This is a genomic window from Vreelandella neptunia, from assembly GCF_022489065.1.
Lineage (GTDB): Bacteria > Pseudomonadota > Gammaproteobacteria > Pseudomonadales > Halomonadaceae > Vreelandella > Vreelandella neptunia_A.
This window is the reverse complement of sequence record NZ_JAKVTW010000006.1, coordinates 86,990-107,658: the sequence shown is the minus strand read 5'-3', so window position 1 is coordinate 107,658 and position 20,669 is coordinate 86,990. Positions and strand designations below refer to the sequence as shown.

15 protein-coding genes are annotated in these 20,669 nt (G+C 52.2%); 7 read left to right on the top strand and 8 right to left on the bottom strand.

Annotated features, from left to right (window positions below):
* Positions 1–145 precede the first annotated feature (145 nt).
* Positions 146–1,822, top strand: coding sequence for a methyl-accepting chemotaxis protein (locus tag MLE19_RS10560; RefSeq protein WP_240718145.1), 1,677 nt, complete (start codon positions 146–148; stop codon positions 1,820–1,822).
* Positions 1,823–1,947: 125 nt separating this feature from the next.
* Entirely contained in the window at positions 1,948–3,108 is a 1,161-nt protein-coding gene (locus tag MLE19_RS10555; RefSeq protein WP_240718144.1) for an EAL domain-containing response regulator, read from the top strand.
* Here the strand turns inward: MLE19_RS10555 and MLE19_RS10550 are convergent.
* Both MLE19_RS10550 and MLE19_RS10545 read right to left on the bottom strand, forming a co-directional pair.
* A complete protein-coding gene (locus MLE19_RS10550; RefSeq protein ID WP_240718143.1) occupies positions 3,105–5,342 on the bottom strand; it encodes an ATP-binding protein in 2,238 nt (745 codons plus the stop codon). The genes MLE19_RS10555 and MLE19_RS10550 overlap by 4 nt on opposite strands.
* Positions 5,343–5,357: 15 nt before the next feature.
* A complete protein-coding gene (locus MLE19_RS10545; RefSeq protein WP_240718142.1) occupies positions 5,358–5,816 on the bottom strand; it encodes an oxidoreductase in 459 nt (152 codons plus the stop codon).
* Positions 5,817–6,031: 215 nt separating this feature from the next.
* On the opposite strand from MLE19_RS10545, the gene MLE19_RS10540 reads away from it, so the two are divergent.
* Positions 6,032–6,745 (top strand): response regulator transcription factor, encoded by a 714-nt coding sequence (locus MLE19_RS10540; protein ID WP_240718141.1) that lies wholly within the window; start codon positions 6,032–6,034, stop codon positions 6,743–6,745.
* 285 nt (positions 6,746–7,030) lie between these two features.
* Positions 7,031–7,270, top strand: a complete 240-nt coding sequence (locus MLE19_RS10535) for a hypothetical protein (protein WP_240718140.1) — start codon at positions 7,031–7,033, stop codon at positions 7,268–7,270.
* A gap of 77 nt (positions 7,271–7,347) precedes the next feature.
* Here the strand turns inward: MLE19_RS10535 and arfA are convergent, their stop codons facing one another.
* Positions 7,348–7,497 carry an alternative ribosome rescue factor ArfA gene (gene arfA / locus MLE19_RS10530; RefSeq protein WP_240718139.1) on the bottom strand — a complete coding sequence of 50 codons (150 nt, stop codon included), beginning with the start codon at positions 7,495–7,497 and terminating at the stop codon, positions 7,348–7,350.
* A gap of 111 nt (positions 7,498–7,608) precedes the next feature.
* Positions 7,609–8,427, bottom strand: coding sequence for a 2,5-didehydrogluconate reductase DkgB (gene dkgB, locus MLE19_RS10525; RefSeq protein ID WP_240718138.1), 819 nt, complete (start codon positions 8,425–8,427; stop codon positions 7,609–7,611).
* Between the two features lie 29 nt (positions 8,428–8,456).
* On the opposite strand from dkgB, the gene MLE19_RS10520 reads away from it, so the two are divergent.
* Positions 8,457–9,776: an MFS transporter gene (locus tag MLE19_RS10520; protein ID WP_240718137.1), complete on the top strand. Its 1,320-nt coding sequence runs from the start codon at positions 8,457–8,459 to the stop codon at positions 9,774–9,776.
* Positions 9,777–9,796: 20 nt separating this feature from the next.
* Here the strand turns inward: MLE19_RS10520 and MLE19_RS10515 are convergent, their stop codons facing one another.
* The 4 genes from MLE19_RS10515 to MLE19_RS10500 form a co-directional block, all read right to left on the bottom strand.
* Positions 9,797–11,518, bottom strand: coding sequence for a bifunctional protein-serine/threonine kinase/phosphatase (locus tag MLE19_RS10515; RefSeq protein ID WP_240718136.1), 1,722 nt, complete (start codon positions 11,516–11,518; stop codon positions 9,797–9,799).
* Positions 11,519–11,590: 72 nt separating this feature from the next.
* The gene (locus MLE19_RS10510) at positions 11,591–12,400 is read right to left on the bottom strand and encodes a formate/nitrite transporter family protein (protein ID WP_240718135.1); all 810 of its coding nucleotides are present in this window, start codon (positions 12,398–12,400) and stop codon (positions 11,591–11,593) included.
* An 81-nt stretch (positions 12,401–12,481) separates the two neighbouring features.
* Entirely contained in the window at positions 12,482–13,381 is a 900-nt protein-coding gene (gene cobA, locus MLE19_RS10505; RefSeq protein WP_240718134.1) for a uroporphyrinogen-III C-methyltransferase, read from the bottom strand.
* Entirely contained in the window at positions 13,341–16,055 is a 2,715-nt protein-coding gene (locus MLE19_RS10500) for a molybdopterin-dependent oxidoreductase (RefSeq protein ID WP_425356809.1), read from the bottom strand. Before MLE19_RS10500 ends, cobA begins: the two co-directional genes overlap by 41 nt.
* Before the next feature lie 743 nt (positions 16,056–16,798).
* Here MLE19_RS10500 and MLE19_RS10495 point away from each other — a divergent pair.
* Positions 16,799–18,106 (top strand): NAD(P)/FAD-dependent oxidoreductase, encoded by a 1,308-nt coding sequence (locus MLE19_RS10495; RefSeq protein WP_240718132.1) that lies wholly within the window; start codon positions 16,799–16,801, stop codon positions 18,104–18,106.
* On the top strand, positions 18,106–20,628 hold the full coding sequence (gene nirB, locus MLE19_RS10490; RefSeq protein ID WP_240718236.1) for a nitrite reductase large subunit NirB: 2,523 nt from the start codon (positions 18,106–18,108) through the stop codon (positions 20,626–20,628). The genes MLE19_RS10495 and nirB overlap by 1 nt, the downstream gene beginning before the upstream one ends.
* Positions 20,629–20,669 lie beyond the last annotated feature (41 nt).

Below are 20,669 nucleotides of genomic sequence, written 5' to 3'. Positions count from 1 at the left end.
CTTCCTAAAAATGAAAAAATAATTCGTTAGCATCTTAATTAAAATGAAAAGTGAACAAAGGTGACGAAACTCATAAATCCTTCGACGATGCTAATACTTTAAAGGTAATGTGCGCTCATAATTTCTCACTACAGGAGAGGAAAGCATGAACCGCCTTCATCAGATAAAAGTTAAATATGCGATAGCATTCATTAGCATTGCAATAGCAATGCTAATTATCGTCGCCACGGATATGTTATTGGTTAACATGGTCAAAGGTAGACTAGATAACTTTATCTCTAATTACATACCTGCCACATCAGCGACACTCAATGGAGATCGCGATCTATATCAGGCTCGCATAGCAGAAATTGAGTACCTATTATCCAACCCCAGCTCTGATCGAGCATCCGCATTAATCTCCGAGTTTGAAGAGAATGCGCAGCAAGCATATGACCGCATGACCATGTATGCTAATTTGATGCAAAACTATCCAGCGCTAACCTCTCACTTAACTAATTTTGAATCGCTTTACGCTGAATGGAAACAAGAGGTAGAACGTGTTTTTGAATTGCATCAAAATGGAGAAACTGCATCAGCATTAAACATGCTAACAAGCTCTTCATTAGATCACTTCAATACTCTACGTGAAGTGTATGATTTTTCGGGAGCAAATATAGAAACAGCGACATACCAAGCAGAAGCAGCCGTTGTAGATAGAATTAAATTACAGCAAACAACCACCATCATTGTGGCTTTAACAATTTTCATCATCGCCACGCTTATTGCATTACTTGGACCATTAATGATGTCCAGGGCTATTCGTCAAATTTCGGGCCGTATTAAAGAAATTACTGAAGGTGATGGTGATTTAACAGCACGTATTGAAAATCAACGTCGCGATGAAATTGGTGAGCTAGCGCAACAGTTTAATGCTTTTATCAAGCGCATAGACGATACGCTCCAATCAGTTAGCAGTAGTACGGTAAGCCTGCAACATGCATCAACTGAAATTGCCAAAGGCAGCCAAGAACTTGCAGCCCGAACAGAACAAGCTGCCGCTAACCTGCAGCAAACCTCTGCCTCTATGGAACAAATCGCAGCGGTTGTTACCAACGCTTCTGACTCCGCCCAACAAGCAGACCAGCTCGCCCATTCAACCAAGGAGCTCGCTCAGCAAGGACTGCAGTCGATGCAAAGCGTTGAACACACTATGGATACCATTAACGAGTCTTCGTCCGAAATAAGTAATATTGTTAGTTTGATCGACAGTATTGCTTTTCAGACCAATATATTGGCGCTCAATGCGTCAGTTGAGGCTGCCCGGGCTGGTGAACATGGCCGCGGCTTTGCAGTGGTCGCCCAAGAGGTACGCATATTAGCCAGCCGTTCAAGTGATGCTTCGAAAAGCATTGCTACGCTAATCAGCACGTCATTGAGTCGCACTAAGTCTGGCGTCGATCAGGTTAAGCAAACTAGCGCGACTATGCAGGAGATGGTCAAGAGCATCGAACGCGTGGCGGATGTAATTGCCGAAATTAGCGCAGGCGCGAAAGAGCAAAGTGTCGGGATTGGGCAAGTCAATGATGCTGTCAATGAGCTGGACAGCATGACGCAACACAATGCTTCAATGGTTGAAGAATCCAGCGCTGCTGCTGCTGAACTAAGTGACCAAGCAGATCGACTAAGTGAACTGGTAGGTGCCTTCAAGCTTAGTAACACACAAAACGAGCTATTAGCACCTAGACAAGTGGCGTCCAATACAGTTAGAAGCCTGTCATCAAACGCGGTTGCACCTCGTCGATTAGTGAGCCGCCAGCAACCCGAGTGGGAAGCATTCTAAGTTCTTTATTTTTCCCCAGGCCTACTTAAGCCTGGGGGAACTTAACCCTCTTCTAATAATATCTGGCTATGTCTTCAAGTAATTATAAAAACTCCCTTACATAATTCGCCGTCACAGGAATTTCTATGCTCTCAAATGCTTTAGTTATTGACGATGATCTAGATGTACAGTTGCTGGGTAAAATGTTATTGAGTCAACAGGGTTATGACGTCGAAACAGCAGGCAGCCTAGGAGAGCTGGCACGGCAGCCTACACTTCTCAACGCAGAGCTAATTTTGCTAGATCTTGGCCTAGCCGAATTTACAGGCCTTGACATCTTGGACTATCTCTATGATTTAAGGTTAAAAGCTTCAATCTTGATTGTTAGCAGTTGCACTCAGGAAGCGGCAGATATTGCTCTCTCAGCAGGGAAGGCAATGGGTTTTCACATGCTCGGATTTCTACCTAAAACAAAGCTTCTTAACGACTTAGCATCATTCCTTGAGCCATTAAAAAGTGCCCCCAAACCGCCTACAAAAGATGATTTGGAACATGCTATTTCTGATAATCAGCTATTCCTAGCCTATCAGCCTAAAATCGATCTTCAGCGAGGCCATGTTATTGGGGTAGAAGCGTTGGTACGCTGGCAGAACCCTGAGCGTGGAATACTTTATCCCGATAGTTTTATTCCACTTGCTGAGCAAAGCGGGCTAATGATTCCCCTAACCTGGTGGGTAATTGAGCATGCTTTGAAGCAACAAGCAATGTGGCAGGCGCTGGGATGGAACTTGAATGTCGCAATCAATATACCGGTGGCCTTTATTCAAGCAGAAGGCGTGGTGAAAGAGTTTGAGCAACTCACTCAGCAATATGGTGCATCACTCACCAATATTACGCTAGAGCTTACTGAATCTGTAGGGGTTGAGTGCCTCGGTTATGCTAGTCATGTACTTAAAGCATTAAAACAACACGGATGCCAACTGGCATTAGATGATTTTGGTACTGGTTACTCGTCTTTGACTCAGCTCTATCGATTACCATTTAGCGAGGTCAAAATTGATCGTAGTTTTGTCTCAATGATGGATCAGGATAAAGATGCTCTTGCGATCACGTTATCGATTATTGATCTAGGTAAACGCCTTGGGCTTACAGTGGTCGCCGAAGGTATCGAAACAGCTTCGCAGTACGTTCAGCTTGTTGAAGCGGGTTGCCATGTGGGGCAAGGGTACTATATTTCTCGCCCATTAACTGCTGGACCACTCAATGCCTGGTTATGTGCGCGCTCACAACCAACTAATAAAATTTAGGCATAAAGCATGCTAGCCCGCTGCAACGCTTGTTGTGTAGTGGTTTGCAGTGTTGATAAGCGCTCCATATAAGCGGCAATTTCCTCTATTGATACTTTCAAAGCTGCTTCCTCTAACTGACTTGCTTGCTCTGCAATAGCAATACAGCCTAAAGAGGAAGCAGCTCCTTTTAACGAGTGAGCCTCTCGACATATAGCTTCGCGCTCTTCTAGCCGCCAATGAGCATAAAGGCGAGCATTTCGCTCGCTTAACCGGGTTAAAAACGTACTCAGCAAATTATTTAACGCGGCTGATTCAAAAGTGTCTTTTAATTCTGCACAGATACGTTGATCAAGAATGGGTTCCAAACCATCTGTATCTAGCGAAGGAGTGAGGTTCTCAGCACCGGAGACAGCAGCCACATGCTCTTGAGCGTTAGAAGTTGTTAGATAGCGACATATGACCTGATATAGCTCATCCCGAGTAAAGGGTTTATGTATCATATCGTCCATACCGCTACTGATACACCTTTCTCGGTGCTCAGACATAACATTCGCCGTCATCGCTACGATAGGCAACTGCGGTAGATGATGAGTATGTTCAAAACTCCGCCAGCGCTGAGTCGTTTCAGTACCATCCAGCACGGGCATCTGCATATCCATTAGCACTAAATCGAACTTGGCATGCTCGACTTCTAATCGATCGAGCGCTTCTTGCCCATTTTCTGCGATCGTCACCTGTTGACCAAGACGCTCCAGCATTACTTGAGCAACCGTTTGATTGAGCGGGTTATCTTCAACCACTAAAATATGGTGATTTTCAGCAAGACCAAGATGGTTCTTACCCGTTAGATAAACGGTGACTGGTTCAGTTTTTGGCAGATGAACCCTAAACCAAAAACGACTACCTAAACCTTGTTGACTATTAACGCCGATTTCACCCTGCATTGCCTCTACTAACCGCTTGCAGATTGCAAGCCCTAGACCGGTGCCTTCGTGGCGTCGTGCGATCGAGGTATCGACCTGAGAAAACGCTGAAAATAACTGCGTTTGATCAGCTTCATTAATACCACAACCCGTATCATGTACCTCAAAAAGTACATTATCGTCGTCTATTGGTTTTACATGGCATTTCACAAAGCCCTCGACAGTAAACTTCAGCGCATTGTTAACTAAATTCATCATTACCTGACGTAACCGTGCGATGTCACCAATGACATAACGTGGCAATGATGGGTCAATGGAGTAACTAAAGACGACCTTCACCTTGGGTTCTCTGAGCATGTAACTTTCACATAGCTCGTCAATACATTGGTGAAGATCAAATGGTTGGCAGTCTAAATCAAGCCGCCCTGACTCAATCTTGGTGTAATCGAGAATATCGTTAATCACCGCGCGCAGACTTTCGGCACTGCGCTTCAACGCCGCTAAATACGTCTCTGCTGTAGGTGTTTTAACCTCTTCGCTGAGCAAGTCGGCCATACCGACGACGCCATTCAACGGCGTACGAATTTCATGACTCATAACAGCCATAAACTCTGATTTCGCTAGGCTGGCTTTTTCTGCCTGTTTGGCAGCCTCATTTAATTCTAACCCCGTGGCCTCTAATGCCTGCGCCTTGCGAATACTTGACCGTCCTTCTAAGATCAACGCACGAACCAACATACCGCCTGAAAACATTAACGAAGTAATAAGTAACAGCACTAATCCGTAAAGACGTGTCAATACCTTGCGTTCCTCGCTCCGCATTCGGGATACATGGGCATTGGTTTCTATCAAGATGGTGCCTGTGAGCTGTTGTAGGCTCGATGTTTTATCCAAGAGTATGGCAATCAATCCGCTACTTAATTCAGCACCGCTATCCCAGAGCGGCACTAAGAGGGTTTCCATCTCTAAAATTAACACTTCCGTCTGTCGAATAACGCCCTCAACACGCTCGAGTTCGTTCACGACCGTCCCAATATCCCCTTGAAAAAAAAGCATTTTCCTACTAAAAAGGATTTCATAGCGTAATAGCACATCATCAGTGGTGGCGTTACCAGCTTGGGTTTCGAGTAACATTAAACGAAGTTCACGCACTTCGCGGTCATACTGGTATCCGGCCCATAACAAGTTTTCAAGCAGACGATTTTCCAGCGCATGCTGTCGGTTGAAAATGACACCACCGGTGGTTAGTGCTGAAAGAAAAAAAAGGATCGCTGAAAATGTAGCGACCCTGGTGCGGCGGGTAAAATAGAATTTAAGCGTTCCCAGCATATCAGTTACCCATCTCTATTCATTAATTTCAATACGCTTTACCTGCCAAACTGAGCGTGAAAGGATTTCTTCATTCAAGAGCTCAGGACGTTGGTCGAAAGGATAAATAACGAATAGCGGCCCCTGATCGCGAACGCGCAGTGCTCTGCCATCTGCCTGCATAGCCAGAATTACGTCGAGATTCTCAAAGTCACTAATAGGTATTGTTGCTGCGTAATCATTAAGCGCTACCACACGCATATTCTCGCCTTGAGCATCAGCGGCTTCCAATATGGCCCGACCCAAAGGGCCAGAGAATCGCACCACGCCATCATACCAAGGCGTGTGGGTAATCGTTTCGTGTTTATCCAAAGCCTCTAACATTGCCCTATCAAAATGGGCTTCGTTCCCCACATTGGGCTGCCCTACCTCACCACTGACCACCAAGATTACCGGGCCTTCAGGCGCTTCAAGAGCGATAGCACAAGTCGACATTAGGGCAAGGCTCGTCGCCACGAATATACAAACATAACGCACTATCATGACGCACCTCAGTATTTATGTTTAAAAGTGCGGTCAGTATATATCGGCCGTTTAAAGGTTAACTGTGAACCTTTGTGTCAACGCATTCTTTTTCCACTAAGCTTAACGTACGAGTTTGCCGCTCCCGCGGGTGTGATGCTTATAAAACGATAATACGGGAAATCACCATGCATATTGGCGTACTTGAAGACGATCTCGACCAACAAGCCTTTATTGAAGCCTGCCTTACCACTGCTGGGCACCAGGTATCGCTATTTGCTCGCTCAAGCGAGCTCCGGCGCGCTACAAAGGAGCAAACGTTTGATTTTTTTATTATTGATTGGCGGCTTCCCGATAGTTGTGGCATGGATGTTGTCTCTCATTTACGGCAGCATGAGGGTTGGCGCGGGCCTATTCTGTTTATTACCGCCAGCCAAGGAGAGGACGAGATTGTCAAAGCACTTGAGCTGGGCGCAGACGATTTCCTCGCCAAGCCTCTGCGTCCAAAAGAGTTTATTGCCCGAGTTAGTGCGCTAGGACGACGGTCAGGATATGTAACGCCTCATCCGGCGGCAACATGCCCCGAGTCGTTTAAATTACATACTGAAGAACACTACATCAGTGTGGCGGGCAATGCCGTTGGTTTAACCGAACGTGAGTATCGGTTAGCCGCCCTTTTCTTCTCTAAAATAGGTGAACTTATCACCCGTGCTCACTTATTGGAGCTGGTATGGGGAATTAAAGGTGATGTTTCTACACGCACGGTGGACACGCACGTAAGCCGCTTACGTCGTAAGCTGGAATTGGATGGTCGTCACGGGCTGCGGCTAAGAAGCGTGTATCAATCGGGATACCGGATGGATACCTGTCAAACCACCAACGCAGAACAAGTGGCTAACTAGAGTTGACGCCCCTAATAAACATCGGTTAAAAGATAAGAGCTGCTTTTTAAATGGCAGCTTTCTTTTATTAACGAGACCTTCTCATGCGCTGGCAAATCCGCGTTACACGAATCAATAAGCTACATCGCATTATGAATAATGCGGTATCAGCTTATTGTCGTCGCGCGCCAGGTATAGAGTAAGAAAATTGGCCGCGGCAGGTGTCGCGGCCATGTGTTTTATCGTTACCTTTGATACTCCCTGATCGCGATGTTGCCCGGCCTCCTAACCCAGGAGACCGACCCCATGGCAATCGCCACCATTATCCGTAAGCTACTTAGCGTCTTAAAGCGTCATCACACCCAGCGTCGACTGTATGAAAATCCGCGCCTGCATGACGCGCACTTATTAAAAGATATTGGCCTACGTTGGGAACAGGGCCAGTTAGTATCTATTCACGGTGTAGAGGAGCCAAACCAGCGCCATCAGGCTGAAATCCGTGACACATACGAAAAATGTCCACACTGCGGGAGTAGCTTGGCATAGCCAACGCCCCGTCCACAGGAAGTGGGCGGGGCGTTTTATCGTTAGAAAGTTGCAGAGATATAGCTAAAACGCTTGGCTCAAGCGGCTTGGTTATATCCCCGCTTATTAATACGGACCTTACGGGAGTAGCTACCTTTGCCTTTTTTCGGGGTTTGCTGCTGCATTTTAAACATCGGCGTTCTTAGCTGCGCTTTTAACGCATTATCTTGACTCTTGCGCTGTTTCATTATGTTCTCCGCTAATTTAAGGATGCCTGCCAAAAGCAGGCATCCGTTAAGACAGCTATTAACTTTTAGCGTTCCACGTTTTGCCTATTTCGAGTTACTTATTCAATCAGTTTACTCATCCCACGCGGGCGCAAAGTCGGGGTTAGCGATACGCTCTTGGCGATCCAACATGGCAATATCTGCCATTTCGCTGTCGCTTAGCACTAAATCAAAAGCGGAAATATTGCTTTGAATATTACGTGCCTTCGTGGAAGAAGGAATGGTGATCATATTACGCTGTTTTATCCAGGCCAGGGTAATTTGCGCAGGCGTTACGCCATGGGTGTCGGCAATTTTCTGAAGCGTCGGATCTTCCATTACTTTGCCCACCGCCAATGGCATAAAGGCGGTCACCTGAATACCTTGCTGCTCGCAGTGATCAACTAATTTACGGTTTTGAAGAAAAGGGTGAACTTCGATCTGGTTGGTCAGAATTTCACCTTTGCCCAGAATACTAATCGCTTCGTCCACCTGTTCGCAGGTGAAATTGGAAATACCAATATGGCGCGCTTTACCTTCTGCTTTGACTTCTTTAAGCGCCGTTAAATAATCTGCCATCGGCACTTCATTTTTTGGCGACGGCCAGTGAATCAACAGCAGATCAACGTAACCTGTATCCAATTTCTGAAGACTTTCATCTACGCTGGTCTTAAGCGTGGCAGGCTCCAGGTTGTCAAACCACACCTTGGTGGTGAGGAAAATATCGCTGCGGTGCACATCACTGTCATGAATCGCTGCGCCCACTTCCGCTTCATTACCATAAAACTGTGCCGTATCAATGTGCCGATACCCCGCTTCAAGCGCCGCATGAATGCTCTGCTTTAGCGTATCGCCTTCCAGGCGAAAGGTACCGAAACCGGGGTTAGGCATTACATTTTGCATCATTAACATCCTTTTCTATTGATAGCGTGTTAACTAACATGGGGTGGCAACCGCCCTACTTCAACCCTTTGCTAGTGAAACTCGCTGACCATGACGATATGACCTCCTCTACCGATGCATCCTTTAACACAACAGAACCTTTATTACCGCTGCACCGCCAATCAGGCTTCTTAAGCTTCCTGCTTTCTCGTCTGGCTGCGGTATTTGCCATGCAGATTCAAGCCATCGTGGTGGCCTGGCAGGTTTACGATATTACCCGCGACCCAATGGCCCTGGCCTATGTGGGCTTAGCACAATTTTTACCCATGGTGCTACTGCTGCTTCCTGCGGGGGATTTCGTTGACCGTTTCTCGCGCAAGCGCATTTTACAAATTAGCTGGTTAGTGCAAGGGCTCTGCAGCGCTCTGCTGCTCACCCTGTCGCTGAACAGCAGTCACAATGTAGGCGGCTATTACGCAGTATTGGCGCTGTTTGGTGCTGCACGGGCGTTTACCGGCCCCGCTTTACAAAGCCTACTGCCCAATATTGTGCCACGCGCGCAGCTTGCCTCCGCGATTGCCTTGAATAGCTCCATTATGAAAATCGCCGTGATTGCTGGACCGCTGTTAGGCGGCATTCTGTATGGTTTAGGCGGTGGTAGCCTTGCATACAGCGTATGTTTAGGATGTTTTGTCGTGGCATTAGTGCTACTGCTTCCCGTGCCGATACGCTACGCAGAAGCGGCCAAAACACTGGAAAGCACTGCCGTTAAACGCTTTACAGCGGGTATTCGCTATATCCGCCACCAACCGATTATCTTGGGTGCCATTTCGCTGGATCTGTTTGCAGTGCTATTGGGCGGCGTCGTAGCACTGCTCCCCATCTATGCGCAGGAAGTACTGCACGTTGGCCCGGAAGGGTTGGGCGCGCTTCGCAGCGCTATTGCGGTGGGGGCGCTGCTAATGGGGTTGTACTTAGGCATCCGCGGTATCAAACGCCGTGCTGGCTTGGTGATGTTTATGGCAGTTGCAATATTTGGCATTGCCAACTTAGTGTTCGCCTTTTCAACGATTTTTTGGCTCTCACTGATAGCCATGTTGGTGGCAGGCGCCGCCGATATGATTAGCGTCTATGTGCGTATGACGCTGATTCAACTGGCCACCCCCGATGAAATGCGTGGGCGGGTGAATGCAGTCAATATGCTGTTTATCGGTTCCAGCAATGAGTTAGGCGAGTTCCGGGCAGGCAGCATGGCGGCATGGTTTGGCGCCGTACCCGCGGCCATCATCGGCGGTGTTGGTACGTTAGCGGTGGTAGGTGCTTGGATGAAGCTTTTTCCCACTTTACGCCAGGTTGACCGCTTTGACGATGCACGCTGATAATACTCATTCTGCCCTTTTTAACGCACTAGCAGGGCGATAACGACCATCGCCAGCGCCAGCGATACGCCTTTCCAAAAAAGCACCGGGTCACGTTCTAGCAATGGTAACTGGGCACGCTTAAGTATTTCTGAGCTTGGTGAGCGCAGCTCAAAGATAAACTCCGAAAGTGCCGGAAAGCGTTTGTGAGGGTTGGGGTGCAGCGCTTTTTTGAGCACTTCATCTACCCAAGTGGGCAGCTCACGATTTTCGCTTAACGCTGATTGATAAGCCAGTTTATGCTGAGCCGCCCGTGTGCGAGTTTTGGCGACCTCAGTGCCATAGGGCAGCGTGCCGGTTAGCATTTGGTAGGCAATCACCGCCAACGAGTATTGATCCGCGCGGGGTGACCCTCCTTCCCCTAGAAAATACTCCGGCGCGGCGTACTGTGCGGTACCTAGGATATCGTCGCTAAGCTGCTCTTTGCTCTCCGCTTCGGCGATGCCCGCCACTTTCGCCGCACCAAAATCAATCAGTTTTACCGTCCCGTGGATGTCAATCATGACGTTATCGGGGCGCAAATCCTGATGCAGCATCTCCAAGCGATGAAAGGCACGAAGCCCTTTGGCGATCTGTTCGATGATGGGCCGTACACTGGCCAGTTCAGCCTGGGGATGATCGCGCATCCACTGGGTGAGGGTTTGCCCTTCGATATAGGCCAATACAGTGTAGAGATAGCGCCGGGGACGCTCTTGAGTGGGTGCTTTGAGGACGTTGACATTGTCGATACGCCGGGCAATCCACTCTTCACGCACAAACCGCTCAATGCTCGCTGGGTCCTGGCTTAGCTCGGTAGATAGCGTTTTCAGAGCCACCTTTTCGCCACTGGCGACGTCTTCCGCCAGGTAAACATGGCTGCGGCTGCTGGCATGCAGTTGACGGAGAATGCGATAACCGTCCAGCTCGCTGCCTGTATGCAGTTCAGAAGGAGAGGGTAAGGCACTAATCGCCTCGTAAAGCTCATTAGCGTGGCGCGCCGGTAATGCATCAATACGCACTATCTGCACGGTGAGGTTATCGTCACTACCGTTCTCAATAGCGGCAGCGATCAGCGCCTCGGCCCCAGCGTTGAGATCGCCCCAGTGGGCATGAATCAGCGCGGCCATTTCAGCGCCGGTTAACCACTCGTAAACGCCGTCGGTGGTGAGCAGGAATACATCGCCTGCGTTGAGCGATACAGCACGATAATCAAGTTCCAGATGCTGGCTAGCCCCCATGGCGCGGCTTAAATGGCTCACCTCCCGCGATGCCCAGAAACGGTGATCTTCGGTCAGCGGCTCCAAGGTGGTGCCCGAAAGTTGATAGATACGGCTATCGCCAACGTGAAACAGATGCGCAGTGGTGGACTTAATCACCATCGCACTCAAGGTACACACATAGCCGCGGTCCAGGTTGTAGCGGTGCTGACTTTGCCGAGTTTGGGCGTAAAGCCACGCATTGGTGGCCTGCAGTACCCGCTGAGCAGAGGTTTTAACCGCCCAAGTGGCGGGGGTGGCATAGTAATCCGTCAGGAACCCACCCACCGCCGCCTCGCTCGCTTCACGGCTTACCTCGCTGCTGCTAATCCCGTCCGCCAGTGCTATTGCAATGCCTTTAGTGGAACGCTGGGGCTCAGTAGGCAGGTATGCGCCGTAAAAATCCTGATTACTCGGTTTGCGCCCTTTATCAGAGTGCTGGCCGAGCGAAATGGTGAGCACGGCCATTCAGGCCCCTTCTAAAAAAAGCCTTCGCGGGGGCGAAGGCTTGGATAAGTAACAAACCCACTCGCTATCGGATCACAGGGCCTTTTGCGGCGCGGTACGCACGTGGGTGGTATAGAGCGTCAGGCCGGTTAGCGCTAGGCCACCAATCAAGTTACCCAGCACTACCGGTATTTCGTTCCAGATCAGGTAATCCATAATCGAGAAATTACCGCCCATCATCAGCCCGGACGGGAACAGGAACATGTTGACTACCGAGTGCTCAAACCCCATGCCGAAGAACAGCATAATTGGCATCCACATGGCAATGACCTTACCGCTAACCGTGGTTGAGATCATTGCGCCAACCACGCCCAGCGAGACCATCCAGTTACATAGTACGCCACGGATAAATATCGTCGCCATGCCACCAGCGCCATACTCTTTATAACCGACGGTACGACCCTCCCCCACTTCACCGATCACCCGGCCCACGTCGCTAGGCTCAGTGCTAAAACCGTAGGTAAAGACAATCGCCATTAGAAAGGCGACCGTTAACGCCCCGGCAAAATTGCCAATAAAGACAATACCCCAGTGCTTGAGAATGCGATTGATAGTGACTCCCGGCCGCTTATCCAGCCATGCCAATGGCGTTAACACAAAGACCCCGGTCAATAGATCGAACCCCATCAAATAGAGTATCGAGAAGCCCACCGGAAACAGGATGGCGCCGATAATCGGGTAGCCGGTTTGCACCGCTACGGTTACCGCAAAGACCGCCGCAATGGCCAAAATAGCCCCGGCCATAAAGGCGCGGATCAGTGCATCGCGGGTGGACATATGCAGCTTGGCTTCGCCGGCATCGACCATCTTGGTGGCAAATTCGGCAGGCAATAAATAGGACATGAAGGCGTTTCCTTTGCAGTAGGTTTAAGGGTTGTAGATTGAAGGGTTAGGAAGGCAATGAAAGCCCAGCAGCCCTCGCCGTTAAGGCGTGATTTCCTGGGGGGAGATAAATTCGCTGGCTAGCGCAACGGGTGTTGTGGCGACCCGCTGTACGACGCTGCCTACCACAATCAAACAAGGGGAAGGCAGGGGATGTGCGGCAAGCTTCTCAGGCATGCTTGCTAAGCTGGCTACTAGCGACTGTTGTTCAGGCTGGCTGGCATTGGCCACCAGCATGATGGGCCATTCATCCGGTAGCCCCGCTTGGCGTAGGCCTTGGCAAATTGCGGATACTTTAGAAAGGCCCATATAAAACACCAGGGTTTCATCTTTGCGCGCCAGCGACGTCCAATCTGGCGTACCGTCCTCGCGGCAAAGCTGGGCAGTCACAAAGCGCAGTTGCTGCGCATGGCCACGGTCCGTTAGCGGAATGCCCATAGAGGCAGCCGCCGCCGAGGCTGCAGTAATGCCCGGTACTATGGCAGCAGGTATTTGAGCGGCGGCCAGGGCATCCAGCTCCTCACCCATCCGCGCAAATACCGACGGGTCACCGCCCTTAAGACGCACCACCGACTTACCTTCGCGGGCGAGCTTTACCATCAGCTCGCCGATTTCTGCCTGGGGAACGCTGTGGTGACCACGGGCTTTGCCTACGTAGTAGCGCTCACTGCGATGGGGGATCAACGCCAACACGTCGTCGCCGACCAAGCGGTCATACACGACGGCGTCTGCCTGCCTTAGCAGCCGAGCGGCTTTTAGGGTTAACAGCTCCGCATCACCGCTACCGGCGCCGACCAGGTAAACTTGCCCTGCGCGGCACTCACCCCGTAGTGGCAAATGTACGTCGGAGGCATGCTGTACCAATGGTGACAGCGCGCGGTTCGACAACCGCATAAAGGCGTTATACCACTTCAGTAGCAAGGGGTTGCTTTGCGCGCGCATAGGGCCGTTCCTCTTCAATAAGTGATTTCAACTCAGGAATACAGCTACCGCACTGAGTACCGCAGGCTAGCCTAGCGCCCAGCGCTTCAACGCTGGTATCGCCCTCGCGGATGGCATTGGCAATAGTGGTTTGGCCAACCTGATGGCAACTGCAGACTACCGGGCCGGTATCCGCAGCGCCGTCTTCGCAGCCTGCCAATAGACGGCGGCGGTGGGTGTCGCTCAAAGCCGCATCGTTAAATCGTATTTCCAGCCATGCTAACCCTGGCAATTCATTGGGCGGTCCAACCATCAACCACCAGCGCAGCTGACCGTTTTCCACGCAGGCAGCGCGCAGCCGCTCATTGGCCGGGTCTTGGCTGAAGAGTGACACCTCCCCAGGCAGCCACGTTTTCAGCCGCGCCCACCAATCATTAATCGGCTGCGTATGGGCAAGCTGCCAACGCTGGCAGCCGCGCATGGGAATTCGCGCCCAGTAGTCGCTAGTGCACCAAGGCGTTGATTCTGTAACGCCATCGGCGATTAGCAGAGTGGCCTGCCAATGCGTCGCCAGTGGCGTCAATGCCACAGCGCCATGCTTGGCTTCCGGCTGCCCAGAGAGCGGATCAGTGATGCTATCGATCAACGCACTGCTTCTGGCCTGTTGGGTGAAGCAGTCGGTCCAGTGGATAGGCACAAATATTTCACCACGTCGCTGGGCATTAGAAACCCGCACCCGGCCACGAAACTCACCCTTCGCGGCGGTCAACACTGCTAGCCCTTGATCCACCACACCGGCGAACTGAGCATCATCTGGATGTACGTCCATAAAAGGTTCCGCGCGGTGGTTCATTAACCTGGGTGCGCGGGCGGTGCGGGTCATGGTGTGCCACTGGTCGCGAATTCGACCGGTGTTTAAACGCAGCGGATAGGCTGTACTCAGGGCCTGTTCTGGCCCTTGAGGTTGAATCGCCACCAGTTTGGCGCGGCCGTTGGCGGTGGCAAACTTGCCATCCTCAAACAGTCGCGCGGTGCCCTTCGGCGCTTGAGCAGTCACCGGCCACTGAATCGGCGGCAGGGCGTCATAGCCCTCTTGGCCCAGGCCTACCAGTCCCGAAATATCAAAAAGCCGCGGCGGATTGTTGCTAGCTCCGTTTTCAAACCCAGAGAGCCGGGCGTGTTCATCGAAGATCTCCCAGGGATGCGAGTAGCCAAAGGCCTCAGCAAAGCCCATTCGCTTGGCCACTTCAGCGATAATCCACCAATCATGGCGGGCCTCCCCAGGGGGAGCCAGCATGCCTCGCTGACGTGAAATACGCCGCTCGGAGTTAGTCACGGTGCCATCTTTCTCTGACCAACCCGAAGCTGGCAGCACGATATCTGCGTAAGGCAGCAGATCGGTATGGGCAGCGCACTCAGAGACAATCACCAGCGGGCATTTTTTCAGCGCGGCGCGCACTCGTGCAGCATCGGGCAGGCTGATGGCAGGGTTGGTGGCCATTACCCACAGCGCTTTTATCTCACCGCGCTCAATGGCGTCAAACAGCTCCACTGCTTTGAAACCCGGCCCCTTCGGCAGGATTGGTGTAAGACTCTCGGTGGCCCAAAAACGGCTCACCAGCTCGCGGCCGCCGGGGGTGTGATAATCCATATGCGCGGCTAGCTGGTTGGCCAACCCACCTACTTCGCGGCCGCCCATCGCATTGGGCTGACCGGTAATTGAAAACGGCCCCGCCCCCGGCAAGCCAATCTTTCCACCCGCCAGATGGCAGTTGATAATCGCGTTGCACTTATCGGTGCCGCTTGAGGATTGATTAACGCCTTGAGAATAAAGCGTGACCACATGCAGCTGACTGGCAAACCAGTAGTAGAACGTTTCCAGGCGTTCGGGATCGATATCGCAGGCCGCCGCAACGTCAGCTACCGAGCCCGCGGTTTGTTGAGCCGCGGCTAAGGCCTCGTCGAAGCCCTCGGTATGGCGCTCAAGGTAGAGGGTGTCGAGTTTGCGGCGCTGCGCCATCCACGCCAGCAGGCCATTAAACAGATAAGCATCGCTGCCAGGTTTGATACCTAGGTAGAGGTCGGCAATTTCACAGCTGTCGGTCACGCGGGGATCGATTACCACCAAACGCATCAGCGGATTGCGCTCTTTAGCGACTTTGATGCGCTGATAAAGCACCGGATGATTCCAGGCTAGGTTGGATCCTACCAGCACCACCAGCTCCGCCTCTTCCAGATCCTCGTAGTTGCACGGCACGGCATCGGCCCCGAAGGCGCGTTTGTAGCCCGCCACCGCCGATGCCATGCAAAGCCGCGAATTGGTATCTAAATGAGGCGTGCCTAAAAAGCCTTTAAATAGCTTGTTAGCCACATAGTAATCTTCGGTTAATAGCTGACCAGAAAGATACGCCGCCACGCAGTGGTTGCCATGCTCGACCTGCAAGATATTTAAACGATCAGCGGTAGCGCTCAGCGCGGTCTCCCAGGAGACTTCAACACCATCCACCCGTGGATGCATCAGGCGCCCCTGCTCACCCAAGGTTTCATGCAGCGCAGAGCCTTTTACACACAGCCGACCGTAGTTAGCCGGGTGCTCGCGGTCACCCTCCACGGCGCTCAGCGTGCCCGCTTCAATGGTCGCCGTTACGCCACAGCCAACGCCACAGTAGGGGCATGTCGTGTTGGCTTGCTGCATCGGTTTAGACTGCTGCATAAGTACTCCTAGGCTGGTACCTGAATGCCGCGCATAAAAAAACGCCCAGTCCCTTTCTCTAATACGCAATACATACGCATTAAGAGAAGAGGGCTGGACGTCGTTGCCACAGCGCACCTTCATCGGTGCATTACTCACATCTAAAAACTATCTTTTATCTAACAGCTACACATTTTCTAACGATTGCTTATTTTTCTAACGGCTTTGGAGTTGTTCGCTGCCATCGCCTAGCAATGAGCGCTTATCACTTGTTGCCTAGATAGCTGCAAAAGCCGAGCCTACCATCGCCATATCAAAAATTTATTTTTTATAAACAGATACTTAAAATTACAAAGATAGCAACACAGCGCTCTGTGTAGCACTCTTCGCCAGCTAAACGCTGCTTGAAAGTGCACGCCACACTCATTATTGCCCCACAACAGTGCGACCGAAACAGCGTGCAACGTAAGTGAATATCTATTGCTCATATCTAAGCGCCTGACGTTACAGAATAAATAATGATTAATGGCCAATTGGCTAGTTCCTTGCTTGGTATTACGTAAGGTTTTTAATCAGCTGGCAGCCAATGGCGGTTGTCTTGTGTTTAAAACACGGATTTAAAACGACGCTATCTGGCAACGACGCCCCTGTTACGTTCTCTTTTTGCCAACGGCAAAAATGGGATCGCGACAGGGGCGTTTTTTGTTTGGTGCTCAAGCAGCCGCAAAGACACAAAGGAGCCGCCCATGGAAACGACTTCCCGGTGCTCACCCACTAGCCACCTGGTGATAATTGGCAATGGCATGGCAAGCCACCGCCTAATTGAGGCGTTAGTAAAACAGCCAGCACGCCCCCAGCACATCACGGTGATTGGCGCCGAAACCACCCCTGCCTATAACCGTATTCTGCTTTCGCCACTGCTGGCCGGTGAGATGCAGCAGGACGCGCTGACGCTGCGCGATGCCCACTGGTACGCCGAACAGAGTGTCACGCTGATACTGGGCGAAAAGGTCGAGGCGCTTGATGGCTCACACCAAACATTAACGACGAATACTGGCCGGGCGCTTGATTACGATCATCTGGTCATCGCCACCGGCTCGCGCCCAGCGCTGCCCGACGTTCCCGGCATTGAGCTTGAGGGCGTACACGGTTTCCGCGACTTACAGGATGCTGACGCGCTGAAGGCGATTGCTCAGCGTGGAGACAACGCGGTGGTCATCGGTGGCGGTCTATTAGGCCTGGAAGCCGCCGAAGGGCTGCGTAAACGCGGCGATGATATCAAAGTAAGCGTGCTCCAGCGCAGCGAGCGGCTAATGAACCGCCAATTGGATGCTACCGCTGCGCACCTGCTCAAAGACTCCCTGACTCAACGCGGCTTGAACATCATCACCGGTGCCCAGTTGGCACGACTAGAGAGCGATGCTCAGGGCCGGGTCACGAAGGTGCACCTTGCCGATGGCCGCCAGTTAGACGCCTCCAGCGTGATCGTAGCTGCAGGCATTACCCCTAATGCGGAACTCGGTCATCAGGCGGGCCTAACGACTCAGCGCGCCATTGTCGTGGATGAGTTTCTGACTACTTCAGATCCGGCCATTTCCGCCCTCGGAGAGTGCTGCCAATTTGAGGGCACCACCTTCGGCCTGGTAGAGCCAATCTGGCGTCAGGTAGAGGTACTTGCCGCCAAGCTATGCGGCACGCTAACCCATGGCTACGCGGACGCCCCCAGCGCCACCAAACTCAAAATTAGCGACGTAGCGCTCTATGCTTTTGGCCCCACCGAGGCCAGCGACGAGCATGACGTATTGAGTTACCACGACCTTGAGCGCGGCGACTACCGCCGTTTGCTACTGCGCAACGGCCTGATTGAGGGCGCGGTACTTTACGGCGACACCAGCCAAGGCCCCTGGTACTTCGAGCAAGCGCTTGCAGGCAATAACCTTCAAGACTGCCGCCAAGCACTGCTGTTTGGCGCCGCTGATGTCGAAGTCCTCCAGGCGGGCATGGCTGACCAACAGAACGACACTCCCCATTTACCGACCGAAGAGGTGGCATGATGTCTACCCAAAAAACGGCAACTCCCGAACAACTTATTATTATCGGTAACGGTATGGTCGGCCACCACTTGGTCGAGCAGTTAGTCGATAGCGGCGCTTTAGCGCAATACCAAGTCACCGTGTTTGGCGAAGAGCGCCATCGCGCTTACGACCGGGTGCACCTGTCAGAGTACTTCAGCGGCCGCGATGCCGATTCGCTGGCGCTATGCGATGCGGATTACTACGCCGTTAGCGGTGTGGAGCTGCGCAGTAGCGAAAGCGTGATTGAGATTGATCGTAATGCTCACGAAGTCATTACCGATCAAGGCCGCTACCCCTATGACCGCATCGTGCTGGCAACGGGCTCTTTCCCCTTTGTACCGCCGATCCCCGGCAACGACCGGGAAGGTTGCCTGGTGTATCGCACCCTGGACGATTTGGACGCCATTAGAGCGGCCGCTGAAACGGCCACTAACGGTGTAGTCGTTGGCGGTGGTTTGCTGGGCTTAGAAGCGGCTAACGCCCTGCGCGGCTTGAATCTTGACACGGCAGTGGTGGAATTCGCCTCTCGACTTATGCCCATGCAGGTAGATAATGAAGGCAGTGAACTGCTGCGCGAAAAAATCGAAGCGCTGGGCGTACAGGTGCTTACCGAACGGGCCACTCAGCGTATTGAAGACGGTGATGCAAGCCGCCACCGTATGGTCTTTCAAGACGACAAAGTGCTCGAAACCGACCTGATTGTGTTCTCCGCAGGCATTCGCCCCCGTGACCAATTGGCCCGCGACTGCGGCCTGGAAATTGGCGAACGCGGCGGCGTGGTGGTAGATAATCAGTGCCTCACCAGTGATCCGGCCATCCTCGCGATTGGCGAAGTAGCGCTGTGGAACCAGAGCATTTTTGGCTTAGTGGCGCCCGGTTATCAAATGGCCAAAACCGCCCTTTCGACGCTGACCGGCGGCGATAGCCATTTCGGCGGTGCCGACATGAGCACCAAGCTCAAGCTACTGGGCGTGGATGTGGGCTCGATTGGCGACGCCCATGGCAATCAGAACCCCGGCGCGCGGATGTTCCGCTACCTCGACCCCATCAAGCAGGAGTACCGCAAGCTGGTGGTTTCCAGTGACGGTAAAAAGCTGCTCGGGGCTATGCTGGTGGGCAACAACGGCGTTTACGATACTCTGCTGCAGTACTACTCGAATGGCATTGATCTGCCCGATGAACCTGCCTCGCTAATCCTGCCTCAGAGCAGCGGCGCGGCACCGACTCTCGGCCCAGGTGCGCTGCCCGAAACCGCCACCATCTGCTCCTGCCATAACGTCACCAAGGGCGATATCTGCGCCACCATTGATGACGGCGCAGTCGATCTAGCGGGTGTCAAAGGTGTGACCAAAGCCAGCACCGGTTGCGGCGGCTGCACCGCACTGCTTAAAAGCGTCGTTGATCACGAGCTGGAAGCCCGTGGCGTAGAGGTCGATAAATCAATTTGCGAGCACTTCGCCCATACCCGCCAAGGGCTTTATGACATTGTGCGGGTCGAAGGCATCAAAACGTTTACTGCTTTAATTGAGAAACACGGCAACGCCGACACTCACCGCCTTGGCTGCGATATATGTAAACCCGCCGTGGCATCCATCCTGGCCTCCTGCTTTAACGAACCAATCACTGATGCTGCGCATATTCCCCTGCAGGATACCAACGACACCTTCATGGCCAACATGCAGAAGAACGGTACCTATTCGGTGGTGCCGCGTGTGGCCGGGGGCGAAATCACGCCCGATAAACTCATTGCCCTGGGCGAAGTGGCTAAAAAATATAGCCTCTACTCCAAAGTGACCGGCGGCCAACGGATCGATCTATTTGGCGCGCGTTTGGAAGACCTGCCGGATATCTGGAGCGAACTGATAGCGGCGGGTTTCGAAACCGGCCACGCCTACGGCAAGTCGCTGCGCACGGTTAAATCTTGTGTAGGCAGCACCTGGTGTCGTTACGGCGTGCAGGACAGCGTCGGCATGGCGATTCAACTAGAGAATCGTTACAAAGGACTTCGCGCCCCACACAAGATCAAGTTTGGCGTTTCCGGTTGCACCCGCGAGTGCGCCGAAGCCCAGAGCAAAGACATCGGCATTATTGCCACCGAAAACGGCTGGAATCTCTACGTTTGCGGCAACGGCGGCATGCGCCCGCGCCACGCCGAACTGTTCGCAACGGATCTCGATGACGAACAGCTCTACCGCACCATTGACCGCTTCTTAATGTTCTATGTGCGCACCGCTGACCGGCTGCAGCGCACGGCGGTATGGCGTGAGAACCTCGACGGCGGACTGGAATACCTCAAAGAGGTGATTCTGGAAGACCGCCTGGGCATCAACGATGAGCTAGAGCGCCAGATGCAAACCGTGGTCGATACCTATCAGTGCGAATGGTCAGATGCCATCAGCGATCCAGAGAAGCTCAAGCGCTTCCGCAGCTTCGTCAATGATGACCGCCCAGATCCATCGATCATCATGACATCTGAACGCGGTCAGCCACGGCCCGCTTAAGCGAGCCTGCGCATTTTATAACTGATAGCGAATAAAAAGAG